Source organism: Kitasatospora sp. NPDC002551 (assembly GCF_040296005.1).
In the GTDB taxonomy this organism is placed as follows: Bacteria; Actinomycetota; Actinomycetes; order Streptomycetales; family Streptomycetaceae; genus Kitasatospora.
Genome location: NZ_JBEOWI010000010.1, coordinates 26010 through 40928, shown reverse-complemented (window position 1 = coordinate 40928; position 14919 = coordinate 26010). Strand labels below are relative to the sequence as shown.

The following is a 14919-nucleotide window of genomic DNA, read 5'->3' as shown; positions in this document are numbered from 1 at the left end:
GTCCGGCCGGGGTGAGGCGACCGGGCGTTGCGATCGGGCGGCGTACGGCGAGCGGTTTTCAATTGTGCATCCACCGACCGGAGTTGGCGGATCGTCCGGGCCGGACCCCCGGTCTCCCGGAAGCCCTGCCATGCCGTACGCGGGGCCTGACAGAACCCTCACCATGCCGCACGGGGACCTGTCGACGCAATTCCCTGTTGCGTGGCGGGCGTCACATTCACCGAACCGGCGTTCGCCGGACACACAGCACTCGATGTGATGAAAGGGACAGGGCCCGCCCCCTCAGGAACGGGCCCCGCGCCGGGAATTGACGCTTTTGTCCGTGATTGTCCGGATGTTCCGGATGGTCCGGCATCAACCGGTCACGGGTTCACGTCCTCCAGCATCTCCGTCACCAGCGCCGCGATCGGCGAGCGCTCCGAGCGGGTCAGCGTGATGTGCGCGAAGAGCGGATGCCCCTTCAGCTTCTCCACCACCGCCACCACGCCGTCGTAGCGGCCCACCCGGAGGTTGTCCCGCTGCGCCACGTCGTGGGTGAGCACCACCCGCGAGCCCTGGCCGATCCGGGACAGCACCGTCAGCAGGACGTTGCGCTCCAGCGACTGCGCCTCGTCCACGATCACGAAGGCGTCGTGCAGGGAACGCCCGCGGATGTGGGTGAGCGGCAGGACCTCCAGCATGCCCCGCGAGATGACCTCCTCGATCACGTCCGGGGTGGTGACCGCCGAGAGGGTGTCGAAGACCGCCTGGGACCAGGGGCTCATCTTCTCCGTCTCGGTGCCCGGCAGATAGCCGAGCTCCTGCCCGCCGACCGCGTACAGCGGCCGGAAGACCATCACCTTGCGGTGCTGCTGCCGCTCCAGGACCGCCTCCAGGCCGGCGCAGAGCGCCAGCGCGGACTTGCCGGTGCCGGCCCGGCCGCCCAGCGAGACGATCCCGACCTCCGGGTCGAGCAGCAGGTCCAGCGCCACCCGCTGCTCGGCGCTGCGCCCGCGCAGGCCGAACGCCTCGCGCTCGCCGCGCACCAGCCGGACCCGGCCGTCGCCGGCGACCCGGCCGAGCGCCTTGCCGCGCTCGGAGGTGAGCACGAGTCCGGTGTGCACCGGCAGCTCGGCGGCGCCGTCGACGTCCACCCCGGCGTCATGGCCGGCCGCGAACAGGGCGTCCACGTCGTCGGCGGGCACGTGCAGCTCGGCCATGCCCGTCCAGCCCGAGGTGATCGCCAGCTCGGCCCGGTACTCCTCGGCGAGCAGGCCGACCGAGGACGCCTTGATCCGCAGCGGGAGGTCCTTGGAGACGACGGTGACGTCGTAGCCCTCGGCCTGCAGGTTGCGGGCCACCGCCAGGATCCGGGTGTCGGCCTCGCCGCCGCCCGCCCGGTAGCCGGCCGGCAGTATCGACGGATCGGAGTGGTTGAGCTCCACCCGGATGGTGCCGCCGAGCTCGCCGACCGGGATCGGCTCGTCGAGGCGGCCGTGGCGGATCCGGTAGTCGTCGAGCAGTCGCAGCGCCTGGCGGGCGAAATACCCCAGCTCCGGGTGGTGCCGCTTGGCCTCCAGCTCGGTGACCACCACCACGGGGAGGACGACCTCGTGCTCCTCGAAACGGCTCATGGCGAGCGGGTCCGCCAGGAGCACACTGGTGTCGAGAACGTACGTGCGCCGGTCTGGTGTCCGGCGGCTCTTGGAACTGACCACTAGGCCTCCAGGGCGGATGACCCTGCGTCATCCGCGGCAAGCCGGCCCCCGCTGCCCCGGTGGCCTCGGGGCCGGTCTGATCGGAGTATTCCCAGGCGGGGGGCGGTGCATTCGCGCCCTCGGAGAACTGACGGATCATTGCGGGTGAACGTTTGGCCTCGCCCGGCCGCCGGGTAGGCCAGCCCCTACGGTGGTCAATCCGGCACGCCGGACCGCCGGGCCCGGTCTCCCGGGAGCGCTCCACCGCCCGGTCAGAGACCCATCCGCCGGTTGCGCTGCTCGTAGGCGCGCAGCGCCCGCAGGAAGTCGACCTTGCGGAAGGCCGGCCAGTACGCCTCGCAGAAGTAGAACTCGCTGTGCGCGCTCTGCCAGAGCAGGAAGCCGGAGAGCCGCTGCTCGCCCGAGGTGCGGATGACCAGGTCGGGGTCGGGCTGGCCCTTGGTGTACAGGTGCTCGGCGATGTGCTCGACGTCCAGGACCTCGGCCAGTTCCTCGATCGAGGTGCCCCGGCCGGCGTGCTCCTGGAGCAGCGAGCGGACGGCGTCGGCGATCTCGTGCCGGCCGCCGTAGCCGACGGCCACGTTGACCGTGATGCCCTCGATGCCGGCGGTCTGCTCGGCGGCCCGCTTCAGGACGTCGGCGGTGTGCTGCGGCAGCAGGTCCAGCGCGCCGACCGGGTTGATCCGCCAGCGGCGGGCGGCGGCCAGGTTGGTGACCGCGTCCTCGATGATGCCGAGCAGCGGGACCAGTTCGTCGGCCGGGCGGTCCAGGTTGTCGGTGGACAGCATCCACAGGGTGACGACCTTGACGTGGGTCTCGTCGCACCAGCCGAGGAACTCGCTGATCTTGTCGGCGCCGCGCTGGTGGCCGTCCGCGGTGGACCCACCGGTCGCGCGGGCCCAGCGGCGGTTGCCGTCGAGGATCACGCCGATGTGGTGCGGGGTGCGGGCGAGGTGCACCTCGACCCGGCGACCGTAGAGGCCGTACATCCCGTCCAGCAGGACGCGCAGACCAGGCGTGCGTTCGACGACATCGCGCAGACCCATGGTTTTCGGCCCCTCCGTACTCACTTCACCGGGTGCTTCAGAACCCCCGGCGCAGCCTACTCCCGCGTCGTGGCGGCAGGGAAAGCCGCAGGTCGCGGGAGGGTCACGGTCCTGTGCGAAGTCTGTCGCGACGGGCGCGCCCCAGGTGGCCTGATCGAGCCGACGCGGCGCCCCGGAGACGCTCCGGGGAACGGCCGGGGGCCGGATACGGAACGGTCTCCGATTCCTTAAGGAATCCGTAAGCCGACGGTTCAATGCTTGACGACCCCCAATGGTCTAGTCCAGCTTTTGTTCCCAGGGCGGAACAGAACACCGGACCCGCCCTCGTCAAGGCAGTACTTCGGACGCAATGCCCTCCCCCACACGCGGCCGCCGCGCCCCCCACCGCGGCGGCCGCTCCTCCCCCACAGGAGCGCACCTCCATGGCCCGTACGCTGAACCGGCCCGTGGCGCACAAGCGCCGCCGCGGCCCCGTCCCGGCCCTCGCCGCGGGCGCCACCGCCCTCGCCCTGGCCGGCACCGGCCTCGCCCTCTTCGCCGGCGGCGCCAACGCGGCGGCCGGGAACCTGGTCGCCAACGGCGGCTTCGACGGCTCGCTCGGCGGCTGGGTCTGCACCGGTGCCGCGAGCGCCGTCACCACGCCGGTCCACTCCGGCTCGGGCGCGCTGCAGGCCACCCCGGGCGCGGCGGACACCGCCGAGTGCACCCAGACCATCAGCGTGCTGCCCAACACCAGCTACACCCTGAGCGCCTGGGTCCAGGGCCCGTACACCTACCTCGGGGCGCGCGGCACCGGCGGCACCGACCCGAGCGTCTGGTCCAACCAGAACAGCTGGAACCAGCTCTCCACCACCTTCACCACCGGTGCGAGCGCCAAGAGCGTCACCGTCTACCTGCACGGCTGGTACGGCCAGAGCGCCTTCCTCGCCGACGACGTCGTGCTGAGCGGCCCGGGCGGCCCCGTCACCCCGAGCCCGACGGCGACGGTGACCCCCACCCCGACCGTCACCCCGACGGTGACGCCCACGGTCACCCCGACCCAGACCGTCACCCCGACCCCCACCCAGACGGTCACCCCCACCCCGACCGCGACGCCCACGGTGACCCCCACCGCGACGCCGACCGGCAACCCGAGCACCGGGGTGCCGAAGCACGCCATCACCGGCTACTGGCACAACTTCGACAACAAGGGCAACAACCTCCAGAAGCTGAGCGACGTCCCGGGCGCGTACGACATCATCGCGGTGTCGTTCGCCGACGCTGTCGCCAACCGCGCCGGCGCCATCACCTTCAAGCTGGACCCGGAGCTCTCGGCCGGCCTCGGCGGCTACACCGACGCCCAGTTCCGCGCTGACGTGAAGGCCAAGCAGGCGGCCGGCAAGAAGGTCATCATCTCCATCGGCGGCCAGAACGGCGCCATCCACATCAACGACGCCACCGCCGCGTCCGCCTTCGTCGAGACCGCCTACGCGGTGATCAAGGACTACGGCTTCGACGGCCTCGACGTCGACCTGGAGAACGGCCTCAACCCGACCTACCTGGCCGACGCGCTGCACGCCCTGCAGGCCAAGATCGGCCCGAGCTTCGTGCTGACGATGGCCCCGGAGACCATCGGGATGTACTCCACCGCCGGCTCCTACTTCCAGCTGGCGCTGAAGACCAAGGACATCCTGACCGTCGTCAACACCCAGTTCTACAACTCGGGCGGCATGAACGGCTGCGACGGCAAGGTCTACACCCAGGGCACCATCGACTTCATCACCTCGCAGATCTGCACCCACATCCAGGGCGGTCTGCGGCCCGACCAGGTCGGCATCGGTGTCCCGGCCTCCAGCAAGGCGGCCGGCGGCGGCTACGTCGCGCCGAGCGTCGTCAACAACGCGCTGGACTGCCTGGCCACCGGCAACAACTGCGGCAGCTTCGTCCCGCCGGCCAAGTGGCCGACCATCCGGGGCGCCATGACCTGGTCCACCAACTGGGACTCCGTCAACGGGAACGCCTTCGCCAACACGGTCGGCCCGTTCGTCCACCAGATGCCGTAACTCCCCCCGGCGCGCCGCTCCTTGAGGGTGGAGCCTGCGCGTCGGCGGCGGGCCCGTCGTACCTGACCGGTACGGCGGGCCCGTTCGCGTTCCGGGGCCGTTCCGCCCGCCCCGGCCGGCTCAGGAGCAGCCGGCTCAGGAGTGGCCGGCTCAGGAGTGACCGAGCACCGCCAGCAGGGTGCCGAGCAGCAGGAACGGGCCGAGCGGCACCTCCCGGCCGCGCACCGGACGGCGGCGCACCAGGGCGGTCAGCAGGACGCCGACCGACCAGAGCCCGGCCAGCAGCACGAAGGCGACCAGGCCGGCGAAGGCGGCGGTCCAGCCGTAGCGGCCGAGCAGCGCGCCGAGGCCGAGCGCCAGCACGGTGTCACCGGCGCCCACCAGGCCCAGCTGGACCGGGACTTCGAACAGCGCCCCGGCGGCCAGCGCCACCAGCAGGCAGCGCAGCAGCACCCCCGGGTCGCCCTCGACCAGTTGCACGGCCGTCAGCAGCAGCGCGAGACCCGCCGCCAGCGTCCAGGTGAGCGGATAGGGCAGCCGGTGCACCCGGGCGTCGGTGAAGCCCAGCACCACGCCGGGCCCGGCCAGCCAGAGCAGCAGCAGCGCGTCCGCCGGGTGCGCGGCGGCGAGCGCGGCGGCCGCCGCGGCGGCGGTGACCGCCTCCACCCGCCAGGGGCCCGGGCCCAGGCCCCTCCGGCAGCCCGGGCACCGCCCGGTGGGCGGCAGGCCGCGCAGTTCCCGCCCGCAGGACGGGCAGGCCAGGCACCACGGTTCACCCTCCGGCACGGTGTACCGCACCACCAGGCCGCGCAGCGCCGGCGCCACCAGCAGCCCGGCCAGTACCGCTCCCAGCGCGCTCGCGATCACGGCTCGCCCCCTCCTCGCGTCCGACCGACGGCACCACGTCACCACGTCATCACGGCGCCACGGAACCGGGGCACCGCACAGCAGTGTGCCGTCCGTCTCGTTCCGGACGGCACCCCGCCCGCGCCTCCTCGTCTTCGGCGGGGTTGCGGACGCCCGGCCGCCGATCCGGAAGGCGGGCGACGGCATCCGCCTCCCGATCGAAGGAGTAGCGGAACCCCGGCGTCCGGGGGGGTCCGGCGGGCGGCCCGGCGCACGCGCCCAACCGCCCGTTCGTGCCCCTAAAGTAGGCAGGCATGCAGGTCATCCAGTCCAGCAAGCTCGCCAATGTCTGCTACGACATCCGCGGTCCGGTGCTCGACGAGGCGATGCGGCTGGAGGAACAGGGCCACCGCATCCTGAAGCTCAACACCGGCAATCCCGCGCTCTTCGGCTTCGACGCGCCGCCGGAGATCCTCCAGGACATCCTGCGCAACCTCTCCACCGCGCACGGCTACGGCGACTCCAAGGGGCTGCTCGCCGCGCGCCGCGCCGTGGTGATGCACTACGAGGAGCGCGGCCTGGACGGCCTGACGGTCGAGGACGTCTTCCTCGGCAACGGCGTCTCCGAGCTGATCCAGCTGGCGATGACCGCGCTGCTGGACGACGGCGACGAGGTGCTCGTCCCGGCCCCGGACTACCCGCTGTGGACGGCGTCGGTCTCGCTGGCCGGCGGCACCGCCGTCCACTACCGCTGCGACGAGCAGTCGGAGTGGTACCCGGACCTCGCCGACATCGAGGCCAAGGTCACCGACCGGACCAGGGCCCTGGTGGTGATCAACCCCAACAACCCGACCGGCGCGGTCTATCCGCGCGAGGTGCTGGAGGGGCTGGTCGGGATCGCCCGCCGGCACCGGCTGGTGATCTACGCGGACGAGATCTACGACAAGATCCTCTACGACGACGCCGAGCACATCCCGCTCGCCAGCCTGGCGCCCGACCTGTTCTGCGTCACCTTCAACGGCCTGTCCAAGGCCTACCGGGTGGCGGGCTTCCGCTCCGGCTGGATGGTGCTCTCCGGCGACCGCGACCGGGCCCGCAGCTACGTCGAGGGCCTGACCGTGCTCGCCTCGATGCGGCTGTGCGCCAACATGCCGGCCCAGCACGCGGTGGCCGCGGCGCTCGGCGGACGGCAGTCGATCAAGGACCTGGTCCTGCCCGGCGGCCGGCTGCTGGAGTCCCGGGACGCCGCCTACCGGCTGCTCAACGAGATCCCCGGGGTCAGCTGCGTGAAGCCGAAGGGCGCGCTGTACGCCTTCCCCCGGCTGGACCCCAAGGTCTTCAAGATCAGGGACGACGCCCGGATGGTGCTCGACCTGCTGCGGGCCGAGCGGATCCTGCTGGTCCAGGGCACCGGCTTCAACTGGCCCGAGCCGGACCACTTCCGGCTGGTCACCCTGCCGCGCGCGGAGGAGATCACCGACGCGGTCACCCGGATCGGCCTGTTCCTGGGCGGCTACACCCAGCCCTGAGCAGCCGCGGGAAAAGCGCTACGGCCGGAGTCCCGGTCCGGACGATCTCCTTGGTCGGGGAAAGATCGTCCGTCGGGGCTCCGGCCGTCCTGTCGCCGGCCGGTGCGCGGTTCGTGCAGCGCACCGGCCTCTCTACCGCTCCTGCTGAGGCTCAGGCTCAGCCGAGGCGGGCGACCAGGTCCCGGTACTCGTCCCACAGCGCGGCGGGCGTGTGGTCACCGAACAGCTCCAGGTGGGCCGGGACGAGCGCGGCCTCCTGGCGCCAGATGTCGGCGTCGACGGTGAAGAGCAGGTCGAGGTCCTCCTTGGACAGCTCCAGGCCGTCCAGGTCGAAGCCCTCGACGGTCGGCAGCACGCCGATCGGGGTCTCGACGCCCTCGCCGGTGCCCTCCAGGCGCTCGACGACCCACTTCAGCACGCGGCTGTTCTCACCGTAGCCCGGCCAGACGAACTTGCCGTCGGCGTTCTTGCGGAACCAGTTCACGTAGTAGATCTTCGGCAGCTTGGCGGCGTCCGCCTGGGCGCCGACCTTCAGCCAGTGGGCGAAGTAGTCGCCCATGTTGTAGCCGCAGAACGGCAGCATCGCGAACGGGTCGCGGCGCAGCTCGCCGACGGTGCCCTCGGCGGCGGCGGTCTTCTCGGAGGCGATGTTGGCGCCCAGGAAGACACCGTGCTGCCAGTTGAAGGACTCGGTCACCAGCGGGACGGCGGTGGCGCGGCGGCCGCCGAACAGGATGGCCGAGATCGGCACGCCCGCCGGGTCCTCCCACTCGGGGGCGATGGTCGGGCACTGCGCGGCCGGGACGGCGAAGCGGGCGTTCGGGTGGGCGGCCGGGGTCGAGGACTCCGGCGTCCAGTCGTTGCCGCGCCAGTCGGTCAGGTGGGCCGGCTTCTCGTCGGTGAGGCCCTCCCACCAGACGTCGCCGTCGTCGGTGAGCGCGACGTTGGTGAAGACGGTGTTGCCCCAGAGGGTGTCGATCGCGTTGGCGTTGGTGTCGACGCCGGTGCCGGGCGCGACGCCGAAGAAGCCCGCCTCCGGGTTGATGGCGTACAGGCGGCCGTCGGCGCCGAAGCGCATCCAGGCGATGTCGTCGCCGATCGTCTCGACCTTCCAGCCCGGAACGGTGGGCTGGAGCATCGCGAGGTTGGTCTTGCCACAGGCGGAGGGGAAGGCCGCCGCGACGTACTTGGGCTCCGCCTCGCCCGCGGGGCCCGCCGGCGGGGTGAGCTTCAGGATGAGCATGTGCTCGGCCAGCCAGCCCTCGTCGCGGGCCATCGTCGAGGCGATGCGCAGCGCGTAGCACTTCTTGCCGAGCAGGGCGTTGCCGCCGTAGCCGGAGCCGAAGGACCAGATCTCCCGGGTCTCCGGGAAGTGCGAGATGTACTTGGTGCTGTTGCACGGCCACGGCACGTCCGCCTGGCCCTCGGCGAGCGGGGCGCCGACGGTGTGCACCGCCTTGACGAAGTCGCCGTCCTCGCCGAGCTGGTCGAGCACGGCCTGGCCCATGCGGGTCATCACGCGCATCGACACGGCGACGTAGGCGGAGTCGGTGATCTCGACGCCGTACGCGGCCAGCGGGGAGCCGACCGGGCCCATCGAGAACGGCACGACGTACATGGTGCGGCCCTTCATGGCGCCGCGGAACAGGCCCTGCTCGCCCTGGAAGATCTCGCGCATCTCGGCGGGAGCCTTCCAGTGGTTGGTCGGGCCGGCGTCCTTCTCCTGCTCGGAGCAGATGAAGGTGCGGTCCTCCACGCGCGCCACGTCCGACGGGTCGGAGGCGGCGTAGTAGGAGTTGGGTCGCTTCTCCTCGTTGAGCTTCTTGAAAGTGCCCTGGGCGACAAGCAGGTCCGCGAGGCGCTGGTACTCCTCCTCGGAACCGTCGCACCACTCGACGCGGTCCGGCTGGGTGAGCTCCGCGATCTCGTCCACCCACGCCAGCAGGCGCTGGTGACGGGTGGGCGCGGCGCTGAGAGCAGCCGAGTTCTCGTTCGACACGATCGCTCCGTTTCACGCCATCCCGGCGGGGAGACGGCGTAGCGGGGGTTGAGGGTGCTTGCAGCGTAGCTCCGGGCCTACGCCTCGAACACGGCACAACGGCAGAGTTGACGCATCTTTTACTACAGTACGGATGATTACCAGCCAGTAGGGCAGCGGGTTCAGCACCTCCCGGCGCCCGCCGACCGCCCTCCCAATACTCCAAAACGTCCAAGTCGTGATGAGCGCCACTTCCTACGGATCGGTAACCTACGGAGTCGTAGGTAGCGGGTAGCATGCCGCTCATGACTGCTGAGCTCCTGGAGATCACGGAGCGTGCCGACAGCAAGCCCAAGTGGCGCGGCTGGCTGCACGCCGGAATGTTCCCCGCCACGGTGGCCGCCGGGATCGTGCTGATCTGCCTGGCCGAACCGGGGCCCGCGAGAGTCGCGTGCGCGATCTACTCCGTCAGCGCCTGGCTGCTCTTCGGGGTCAGCGCGGTCTACCACCGCTTCCACTGGGGGCCGCGCGGGGACGCGATCCTGCGCCGGCTGGACCACGCGAACATCTTCCTGATCATCGCGGGGACCTACACGCCGTTCACCATCCTGCTGCTGGACGGCGCCGCCCGGCAGGTGCTGCTCTGGGCGGTCTGGGGCGGAGCCCTGGCGGGGATAGCGTTCCGGGTCTTCTGGGTCGGCGCGCCGCGCTGGCTCTACACGCCGGTCTACCTCGCGCTGGGCTGGGCCGCCGCGTTCTTCCTGCCGGACTTCCTGCGCACCGGCGGCGTCGCGGTCCTGGTGCTGATGATCGTCGGCGGCGTGCTCTACAGCATCGGCGGCGTGGTGTACGGGCTCAAGCGGCCCAACCCCTCACCGCGCTGGTTCGGCTTCCACGAGGTGTTCCACGCCTTCACCCTCGGGGCCTTCATCACCCAGTACGTCGGCGTCTCACTGGTGGCCTACAGCGCGGCCGGCTGAGCCCGGCGCCCCGTGACGGGCGGTCGGCCGGTCGTGCGACCGGGCGGCCGCCCGTTCCGCCGTCCACTCCCGGACCTGGTGCTCGTGCACCCGGTCGTGCGGCGCGCGCTCGTGCGACCCGTCGTACCGCCGCTCGCGCGGCCGGTCCTCGTGCAGCCGGTCGAAGCGCTCGTGGAGGTGCCGGCCGTGGACCGGCCGCCCGGCCTGCCGCGCGTCGATCGCCGCCCTGGCCCGCCGGCAGCGCTCGCAGTGCGCGGCGTCCACCGTGCCGGCGGCCGTCCGGTGCCCGCGCGGCGCCGAGCGGCGGTCCGGCTCGGGCGCCTGATGGAGCAGCCGCCAGCGCCGGCCCACGTAGACCATCAGCAGCAGCACCTCGATCCCGGCGACCACCAGCACCAGCGCGGCGCCGTGGATCAGATAGGCCGCGACCACGGCCAGCGCCGAGCCCACCACCACCGCGGCGCCCCAGATCTGGGCACCCGACTCCCGAACGGCCATGACGGCTTCCCCTTCCTGCGCCGGGCTTGTGGTCGGCCCCTGCCGCCCCACCCCTTCTCCGCTCTCGGCACGCGCCGGTCCGCACTGACCGACGGCCACATCGTATCTACCGTCAGTCACCCGAAGCCGCCCGAAAGCGGCGAACGACAGATCAACGTTGCGTCAATTCCCCGTGCGGAACGCGCACTTCCAGGACACATCACGGAGCGTGACGATTGGCCGACACCTCCCGGCATTGACGGTGACCATCTTTTGGGAGTTACTGTCATTTGACAGAGACTCCCTTCACAGGTCTCCGGAGGTACCCGTGCCCACTCCGCCCACCGACGACCAGGCGGCGGCCCCGCCCGGCCCGGACCCACGGCGCTGGCTCGCGCTGGTCGCGGTCGCGCTGAGCGTCCTGGTGATCAGCCTCGACATGACGGTCCTGAACGTGGCCCTGCCCACGCTGGCCTCCCAGCTCCAGGCCACCACCGGCCAGCAGCAGTGGATCGTCGACTCCTACACCGTGGTCTTCGCCGCCGTGATGCTCCCGGCCGGGCTGATCGGCGACCGCTTCGGGCGCCGCTTCACGCTCACCCTGGGCCTCGCCCTGTTCGGCCTCGCCTCGGCGATCGGCATGCTGGCCGACAGCCCCGCCACGCTGATCGCCGCCCGCGCCGCGATGGGTCTGGCCGGCGCGCTGGTGATGCCGATGTCCATGGCGGTGATCCCCGGCCTCTTCCCGCCCGGCGAGCAGCGGCGCGCCACCGCGATCCTGGCCGCGGCGCTGGCCGTCGGCACCCCGCTCGGCCCGCTGATCGGCGGCTTCATCCTCCAGCACTACTGGTGGGGCGCGATCTTCGCGATCAACCTGCCGCTGGTGGCGATCGGGATCACCGCCTGCGCCGTCCTGCTGCCGGAGACCCGCAACCCCGCCGCGCCCCCGATCGACGTGCCCGCCACCCTGCTCGGCGCCGGCGGGCTGGCCGCGCTCACCTACGGCATCATCGAGAGCCCCGAGCGCGGCTGGGCCGACCCGGTGGTGCTCGGCACCGTCGGCGGCGCGCTGGTCGCGCTCACCCTGCTGGTGCTGCGCAGCCGGCGGCAGCGGGACCCGATGCTCGACCTGTCGCTGCTCGCCGACGCCGCCTTCCGCTGGTCGACGGTGGCCGCGACACTGGTGTCCCTGGTCCTGTTCGGCGCGTTCTTCGTGCTTCCCCTCTACTTCCAGAGCGTCCTCGGCGCGGACGCCTTCGGCACCGGTCTGCGGCTGATGCCGATGATGCTCGGCCTGATGGTGGCCGCCCGGCTCAGCGACAAGCTGGTCGCCCGGACCAGCCCCCGGACGGTGATCGCCCTGGGCCTCGCCCTGCTGGCCGGCGCCCTGCTCATCGGCAGCAGCACCGGGGTCTCCGACGGCTACGGCCTCGCCGCGCTCTGGCTCACCCTGCTCGGGGTCGGCATGGGCCTGTCCCTCATCACCGCGCAGGCCACCGCCCTGCTCACGCTGCCGCCCGCCCGGGCCGGTGTCGGTTCCGGCCTGCTGCAGACCTTCCGCCAGGTCGGCGGGGCCATCGGGGTGGCCGTCTTCGGCAGCCTGCTCGCCAACGCCTACCGGGGCGCGCTGGACACCGGCGCCCTGGCGGCGGGCACGGCCGAGCAGGCCGGGAGGTCGGTGGTCGCCGCCGACGCGGTCGCCGCCGCGGCCGGCGATCCGGCGCTGTCCGCCTCCGCGCACGGTGCCTACGTGCACGGGATGACGGTGGTGCTGCTGGTCTCCGGGGTGATCGCGGTGCTGTCGGCGGTGCTGGTCGCGCTGCGGATGCCCGCCGTCGAACCGGCCGGGCCGCCCGCCGGGGCCACCGCGGTGCCCGCCGCCGATCGCGGATAATCGAAGACATGAACGCAACGCGGCCGGCAACGGCACCTCCGACCGGACCGGGCAACCCGATCCAGGCGATGCTGGAGGCGCCGCTGTCGCTGCGCGAGCGCAAGAAGCTGAAGACCCGCCAGGCCATCCGGCGCGAGGCGTACCGGCTGATCGCCGAACAGGGGTACGAGAACACGACGGTGGACCAGATCGCGGCCGCCGCCGAGGTCTCCCCGTCCACCTTCTTCCGGTACTTCGCCACCAAGGAGGACCTCGTCCTCACCGACGAGTACGACCCGGCGATGATCGACGCGTTGCTCGCCAGGCCTTCCGGGGAACCGTTTCTGCACTCCTGCCGGGAGGCCGTCATCGGGCTGATCCGGCAACTGCAGGAGCACGAGCGCGAGGAACTGCTCGTCCGGATGCGGCTGGCCAAGGACGTCCCCGCGCTGCGCGCCCGGATGATCGAAACCGGCAACGAGCCGCAGCGGCTGTACCTCTCCGTGCTGACCCGGCGGGCCGGCCTCCAGGAGCCCACCTTCGAGATGCGGATCACCGCCGCCGCGATCGGCGCCGCCACCACGGAGGCGGTGCTGCACTGGGCCGACGGCGACGGCGCCGAGGACATCGCCGATCTGGTGGACCGCACCTTCGCGATCCTGGAGGACGGCTTCACCGGCCTGTAGCGCATGCGGGAGGGGCGTGACGGGCGGGGTTCCGACCGTCACGCCCCCGAGGGGGTGCCCCTGCGCGCTACCCGTGCCGCAGGGACGTCCGCCGCCGCAGGGCCACACCCGCGCCCGCGAGCGCGGTGGCGCCCAGGGCCGCGGCGGCCGTCACGGCCGGCAGCGCGGTGCCGCCCGCCGACGGCCCGGCGGCGGGCTCGTAGCCGCCGCCCCGGCCCGCCCGGTCGTACGCCGAGCCGGGCAGCTTGTCGCCGTACCGCTGCCGGACCAGGCCCTGGTACGCGGCCAGGCTCACCCCGGCCTCGCCCACCGAGCGGCGCGCCTCGTCGTCCAGCGGCAGCACCCGGCCGTCCCGCAGCACGTACCAGGCGTTGATCTGCGGCTCACGGAACGCCGTCCCGCCACCGCCCTGCGCGGCGCGCGCCGCGTAGTCGCCCTCGTCGCCGCCGGTGGCGATGTTGACCACCCGCCAGCCGCCGTCCTGCCTCACCGTCCAGACCGAGGCGACCCGGCCGTCGGCCGCGACCACCCGGCTGGCGGCGAACTCGGCCCGGGCCACCGGCGCGCCCGGGGTGCCGGAGACGAAGGCGGCGTCCAGCGTGTACACCGGCACGGTGTCCCCGGCCAGCCGGGGCGCGGCGGCGGCCGGCGCCTCCGGCTCGGCCGCCCCGGGGGCGAGCCGGCCGGCCGGACCGGTCGGCGGCTGTCCCTTGCCGGCGAGGAAGCGGCCCACCTGGTCGAGCACCGCGGGGCTCTGCACCGCGCTGCGGGCCTGGGCCAGCTCCGCGGCCGGCACCGGCTCGGGCACCCCGGCGGGACCGGCCGGACCGGCGGCGGAGGCGGCCGGCGCGAGCGCCAGCCCCAGACCGGCGGCGAGCAGGACCGCCGCCGCGCCGCGGACGACCGCGGCCTTGTGCGTGCTGCTCATGTCGCCCCTCACGCGCCGATCCGGTACAGGGAGTGGGTCCAGGAGAACGTGCCGTTCGACACGTAGTAGTTGTAGTCCGCCCAGTTGTAGCGGTAGTTGGACGGCCACGGGTCGCCCCAGTAGACCCAGTTGCTGCCGGTGTCGTACCCGTACAGGACGTGCATGTGGCCGCCGCCGGAACTCCACTGGATCCGGGTCTCGACCGGCCGGTCGGCGTTCACCTCGGTCTGCACCGTGCTGTAGCGCAGGTACCCGGACACGTACGAGCCCGGGTTGATGCCGATCCAGCTCAGGGCGTTCTGCACATCGCCCAGCGTGGCCTGGCTGTTGGGGCAGCTGGAGCCGGTCGAGCGGCCGAACGCGGCGTTGCAGAACTGGTTCTGGCTGTAGGAGTAGCCGTACCAGGTGGCGATGGTGTTGCCGCTCGCCGCCCAGCACCAGTTGCTCTGCTGTTGCTGCTGCATGGTGATGTCGAGCTTCTTGGAGGTGCCGGCCAGATCGGCCGTGGCACCCGCGGCGCCCGCGGGCCGCACCCGCTGCGAAGGGGCCTCGGCCGTGGGGGCGGCCTGGGCCGGGGTGACGGCCGCGACGCTGAGCGCCGGACCGAGGACGCCGAGCGCGAGCACCGAGACGGCGCGGCGCAGGCGTATCCGTGTGACGGACATGGGGGTTGTCCTCCTTGCGACAGGCAGAGGAGTCGAGAGGTGTGGGGGTGCGGTCCGGATCGCGCCACCGAGCATCGCGCCGCCGGCACAGCCGGTCAACGGCCCCCGGACGCCCGCCCACCCGGGTGTGAACGGACCCGCCGCGCTGTGAACGCCGGCCTCCGAACCCCCG

12 protein-coding genes are annotated in these 14919 nt (G+C 72.4%); 5 read left to right on the top strand and 7 right to left on the bottom strand.

Annotated elements, in window-relative coordinates; translation table 11 throughout:
- Positions 1-362: 362 nt before the first annotated feature.
- Together phoH2 and ABT093_RS12250 are read right to left on the bottom strand one after the other, a co-directional pair.
- Positions 363-1697: an RNA 5'-3' helicase PhoH2 gene (gene phoH2 / locus ABT093_RS12255; RefSeq protein WP_350563232.1), complete on the bottom strand. Its 1335-nt coding sequence runs from the start codon at positions 1695-1697 to the stop codon at positions 363-365.
- A gap of 251 nt (positions 1698-1948) precedes the next feature.
- A complete protein-coding gene (locus ABT093_RS12250) occupies positions 1949-2743 on the bottom strand; it encodes an isoprenyl transferase (RefSeq protein ID WP_350563230.1) in 795 nt (264 codons plus the stop codon).
- A gap of 422 nt (positions 2744-3165) precedes the next feature.
- On the opposite strand from ABT093_RS12250, the gene ABT093_RS12245 reads away from it, so the two are divergent.
- On the top strand, positions 3166-4785 hold the full coding sequence (locus ABT093_RS12245) for a chitinase (RefSeq protein ID WP_350563228.1): 1620 nt from the start codon (positions 3166-3168) through the stop codon (positions 4783-4785).
- Positions 4786-4935: 150 nt separating this feature from the next.
- On the opposite strand, the gene ABT093_RS12240 is transcribed toward ABT093_RS12245, so the two are convergent.
- Complete coding sequence (locus ABT093_RS12240) at positions 4936-5652, bottom strand: prepilin peptidase (protein ID WP_350563226.1); 717 nt, start codon at positions 5650-5652, stop codon at positions 4936-4938.
- A 293-nt stretch (positions 5653-5945) separates the two neighbouring features.
- Between ABT093_RS12240 and ABT093_RS12235 the strand changes: the two genes are divergently transcribed.
- Positions 5946-7160: a pyridoxal phosphate-dependent aminotransferase gene (locus ABT093_RS12235; RefSeq protein ID WP_350563224.1), complete on the top strand. Its 1215-nt coding sequence runs from the start codon at positions 5946-5948 to the stop codon at positions 7158-7160.
- Positions 7161-7317: 157 nt separating this feature from the next.
- Here the strand turns inward: ABT093_RS12235 and ABT093_RS12230 are convergent, their stop codons facing one another.
- Positions 7318-9159, bottom strand: a complete 1842-nt coding sequence (locus ABT093_RS12230) for a phosphoenolpyruvate carboxykinase (GTP) (RefSeq protein WP_350563222.1) — start codon at positions 9157-9159, stop codon at positions 7318-7320.
- Positions 9160-9443: 284 nt separating this feature from the next.
- Here ABT093_RS12230 and trhA point away from each other — a divergent pair, with 284 nt between their 5' ends.
- Complete coding sequence (gene trhA / locus ABT093_RS12225; RefSeq protein WP_502884200.1) at positions 9444-10118, top strand: PAQR family membrane homeostasis protein TrhA; 675 nt, start codon at positions 9444-9446, stop codon at positions 10116-10118.
- Here the strand turns inward: trhA and ABT093_RS12220 are convergent.
- Positions 10089-10616 carry a hypothetical protein gene (locus tag ABT093_RS12220; RefSeq protein ID WP_350563218.1) on the bottom strand — a complete coding sequence of 176 codons (528 nt, stop codon included), beginning with the start codon at positions 10614-10616 and terminating at the stop codon, positions 10089-10091. The two genes, trhA and ABT093_RS12220, sit on opposite strands and share 30 nt — an antisense overlap.
- Before the next feature lie 307 nt (positions 10617-10923).
- On the opposite strand from ABT093_RS12220, the gene ABT093_RS12215 reads away from it, so the two are divergent.
- Together ABT093_RS12215 and ABT093_RS12210 are read left to right on the top strand one after the other, a co-directional pair.
- On the top strand, positions 10924-12489 hold the full coding sequence (locus tag ABT093_RS12215) for an MFS transporter (protein ID WP_350563216.1): 1566 nt from the start codon (positions 10924-10926) through the stop codon (positions 12487-12489).
- Positions 12490-12497: 8 nt separating this feature from the next.
- Positions 12498-13154, top strand: a complete 657-nt coding sequence (locus tag ABT093_RS12210; RefSeq protein WP_350563214.1) for an acyl-CoA-like ligand-binding transcription factor — start codon at positions 12498-12500, stop codon at positions 13152-13154.
- 67 nt (positions 13155-13221) lie between these two features.
- Here the strand turns inward: ABT093_RS12210 and ABT093_RS12205 are convergent, their stop codons facing one another.
- Positions 13222-14082 (bottom strand): hypothetical protein, encoded by an 861-nt coding sequence (locus tag ABT093_RS12205; protein WP_350563212.1) that lies wholly within the window; start codon positions 14080-14082, stop codon positions 13222-13224.
- Positions 14083-14090: 8 nt separating this feature from the next.
- Positions 14091-14747 carry a papain-like cysteine protease family protein gene (locus tag ABT093_RS12200; RefSeq protein ID WP_350563210.1) on the bottom strand — a complete coding sequence of 219 codons (657 nt, stop codon included), beginning with the start codon at positions 14745-14747 and terminating at the stop codon, positions 14091-14093.
- Positions 14748-14919: the final 172 nt, after the last annotated feature.

What these genes read in the sequence shown, in the direction of transcription:
- ABT093_RS12250 (WP_350563230.1), bottom strand. Translation starts at nt 2,743, where the DNA reads ATGGGTCTGCGCGATGTCGTCGAACGCACGCCTGGTCTGCGCGTCCTG.
- ABT093_RS12200 (WP_350563210.1), bottom strand. Translation starts at nt 14,747, where the DNA reads ATGTCCGTCACACGGATACGCCTGCGCCGCGCCGTCTCGGTGCTCGCG.
- ABT093_RS12205 (WP_350563212.1), bottom strand. Translation starts at nt 14,082, where the DNA reads ATGAGCAGCACGCACAAGGCCGCGGTCGTCCGCGGCGCGGCGGCGGTC.
- ABT093_RS12235 (WP_350563224.1), top strand. Translation starts at nt 5,946, where the DNA reads ATGCAGGTCATCCAGTCCAGCAAGCTCGCCAATGTCTGCTACGACATC.
- ABT093_RS12220 (WP_350563218.1), bottom strand. Translation starts at nt 10,616, where the DNA reads ATGGCCGTTCGGGAGTCGGGTGCCCAGATCTGGGGCGCCGCGGTGGTG.
- ABT093_RS12210 (WP_350563214.1), top strand. Translation starts at nt 12,498, where the DNA reads ATGAACGCAACGCGGCCGGCAACGGCACCTCCGACCGGACCGGGCAAC.
- trhA (WP_502884200.1), top strand. Translation starts at nt 9,444, where the DNA reads ATGACTGCTGAGCTCCTGGAGATCACGGAGCGTGCCGACAGCAAGCCC.
- ABT093_RS12245 (WP_350563228.1), top strand. Translation starts at nt 3,166, where the DNA reads ATGGCCCGTACGCTGAACCGGCCCGTGGCGCACAAGCGCCGCCGCGGC.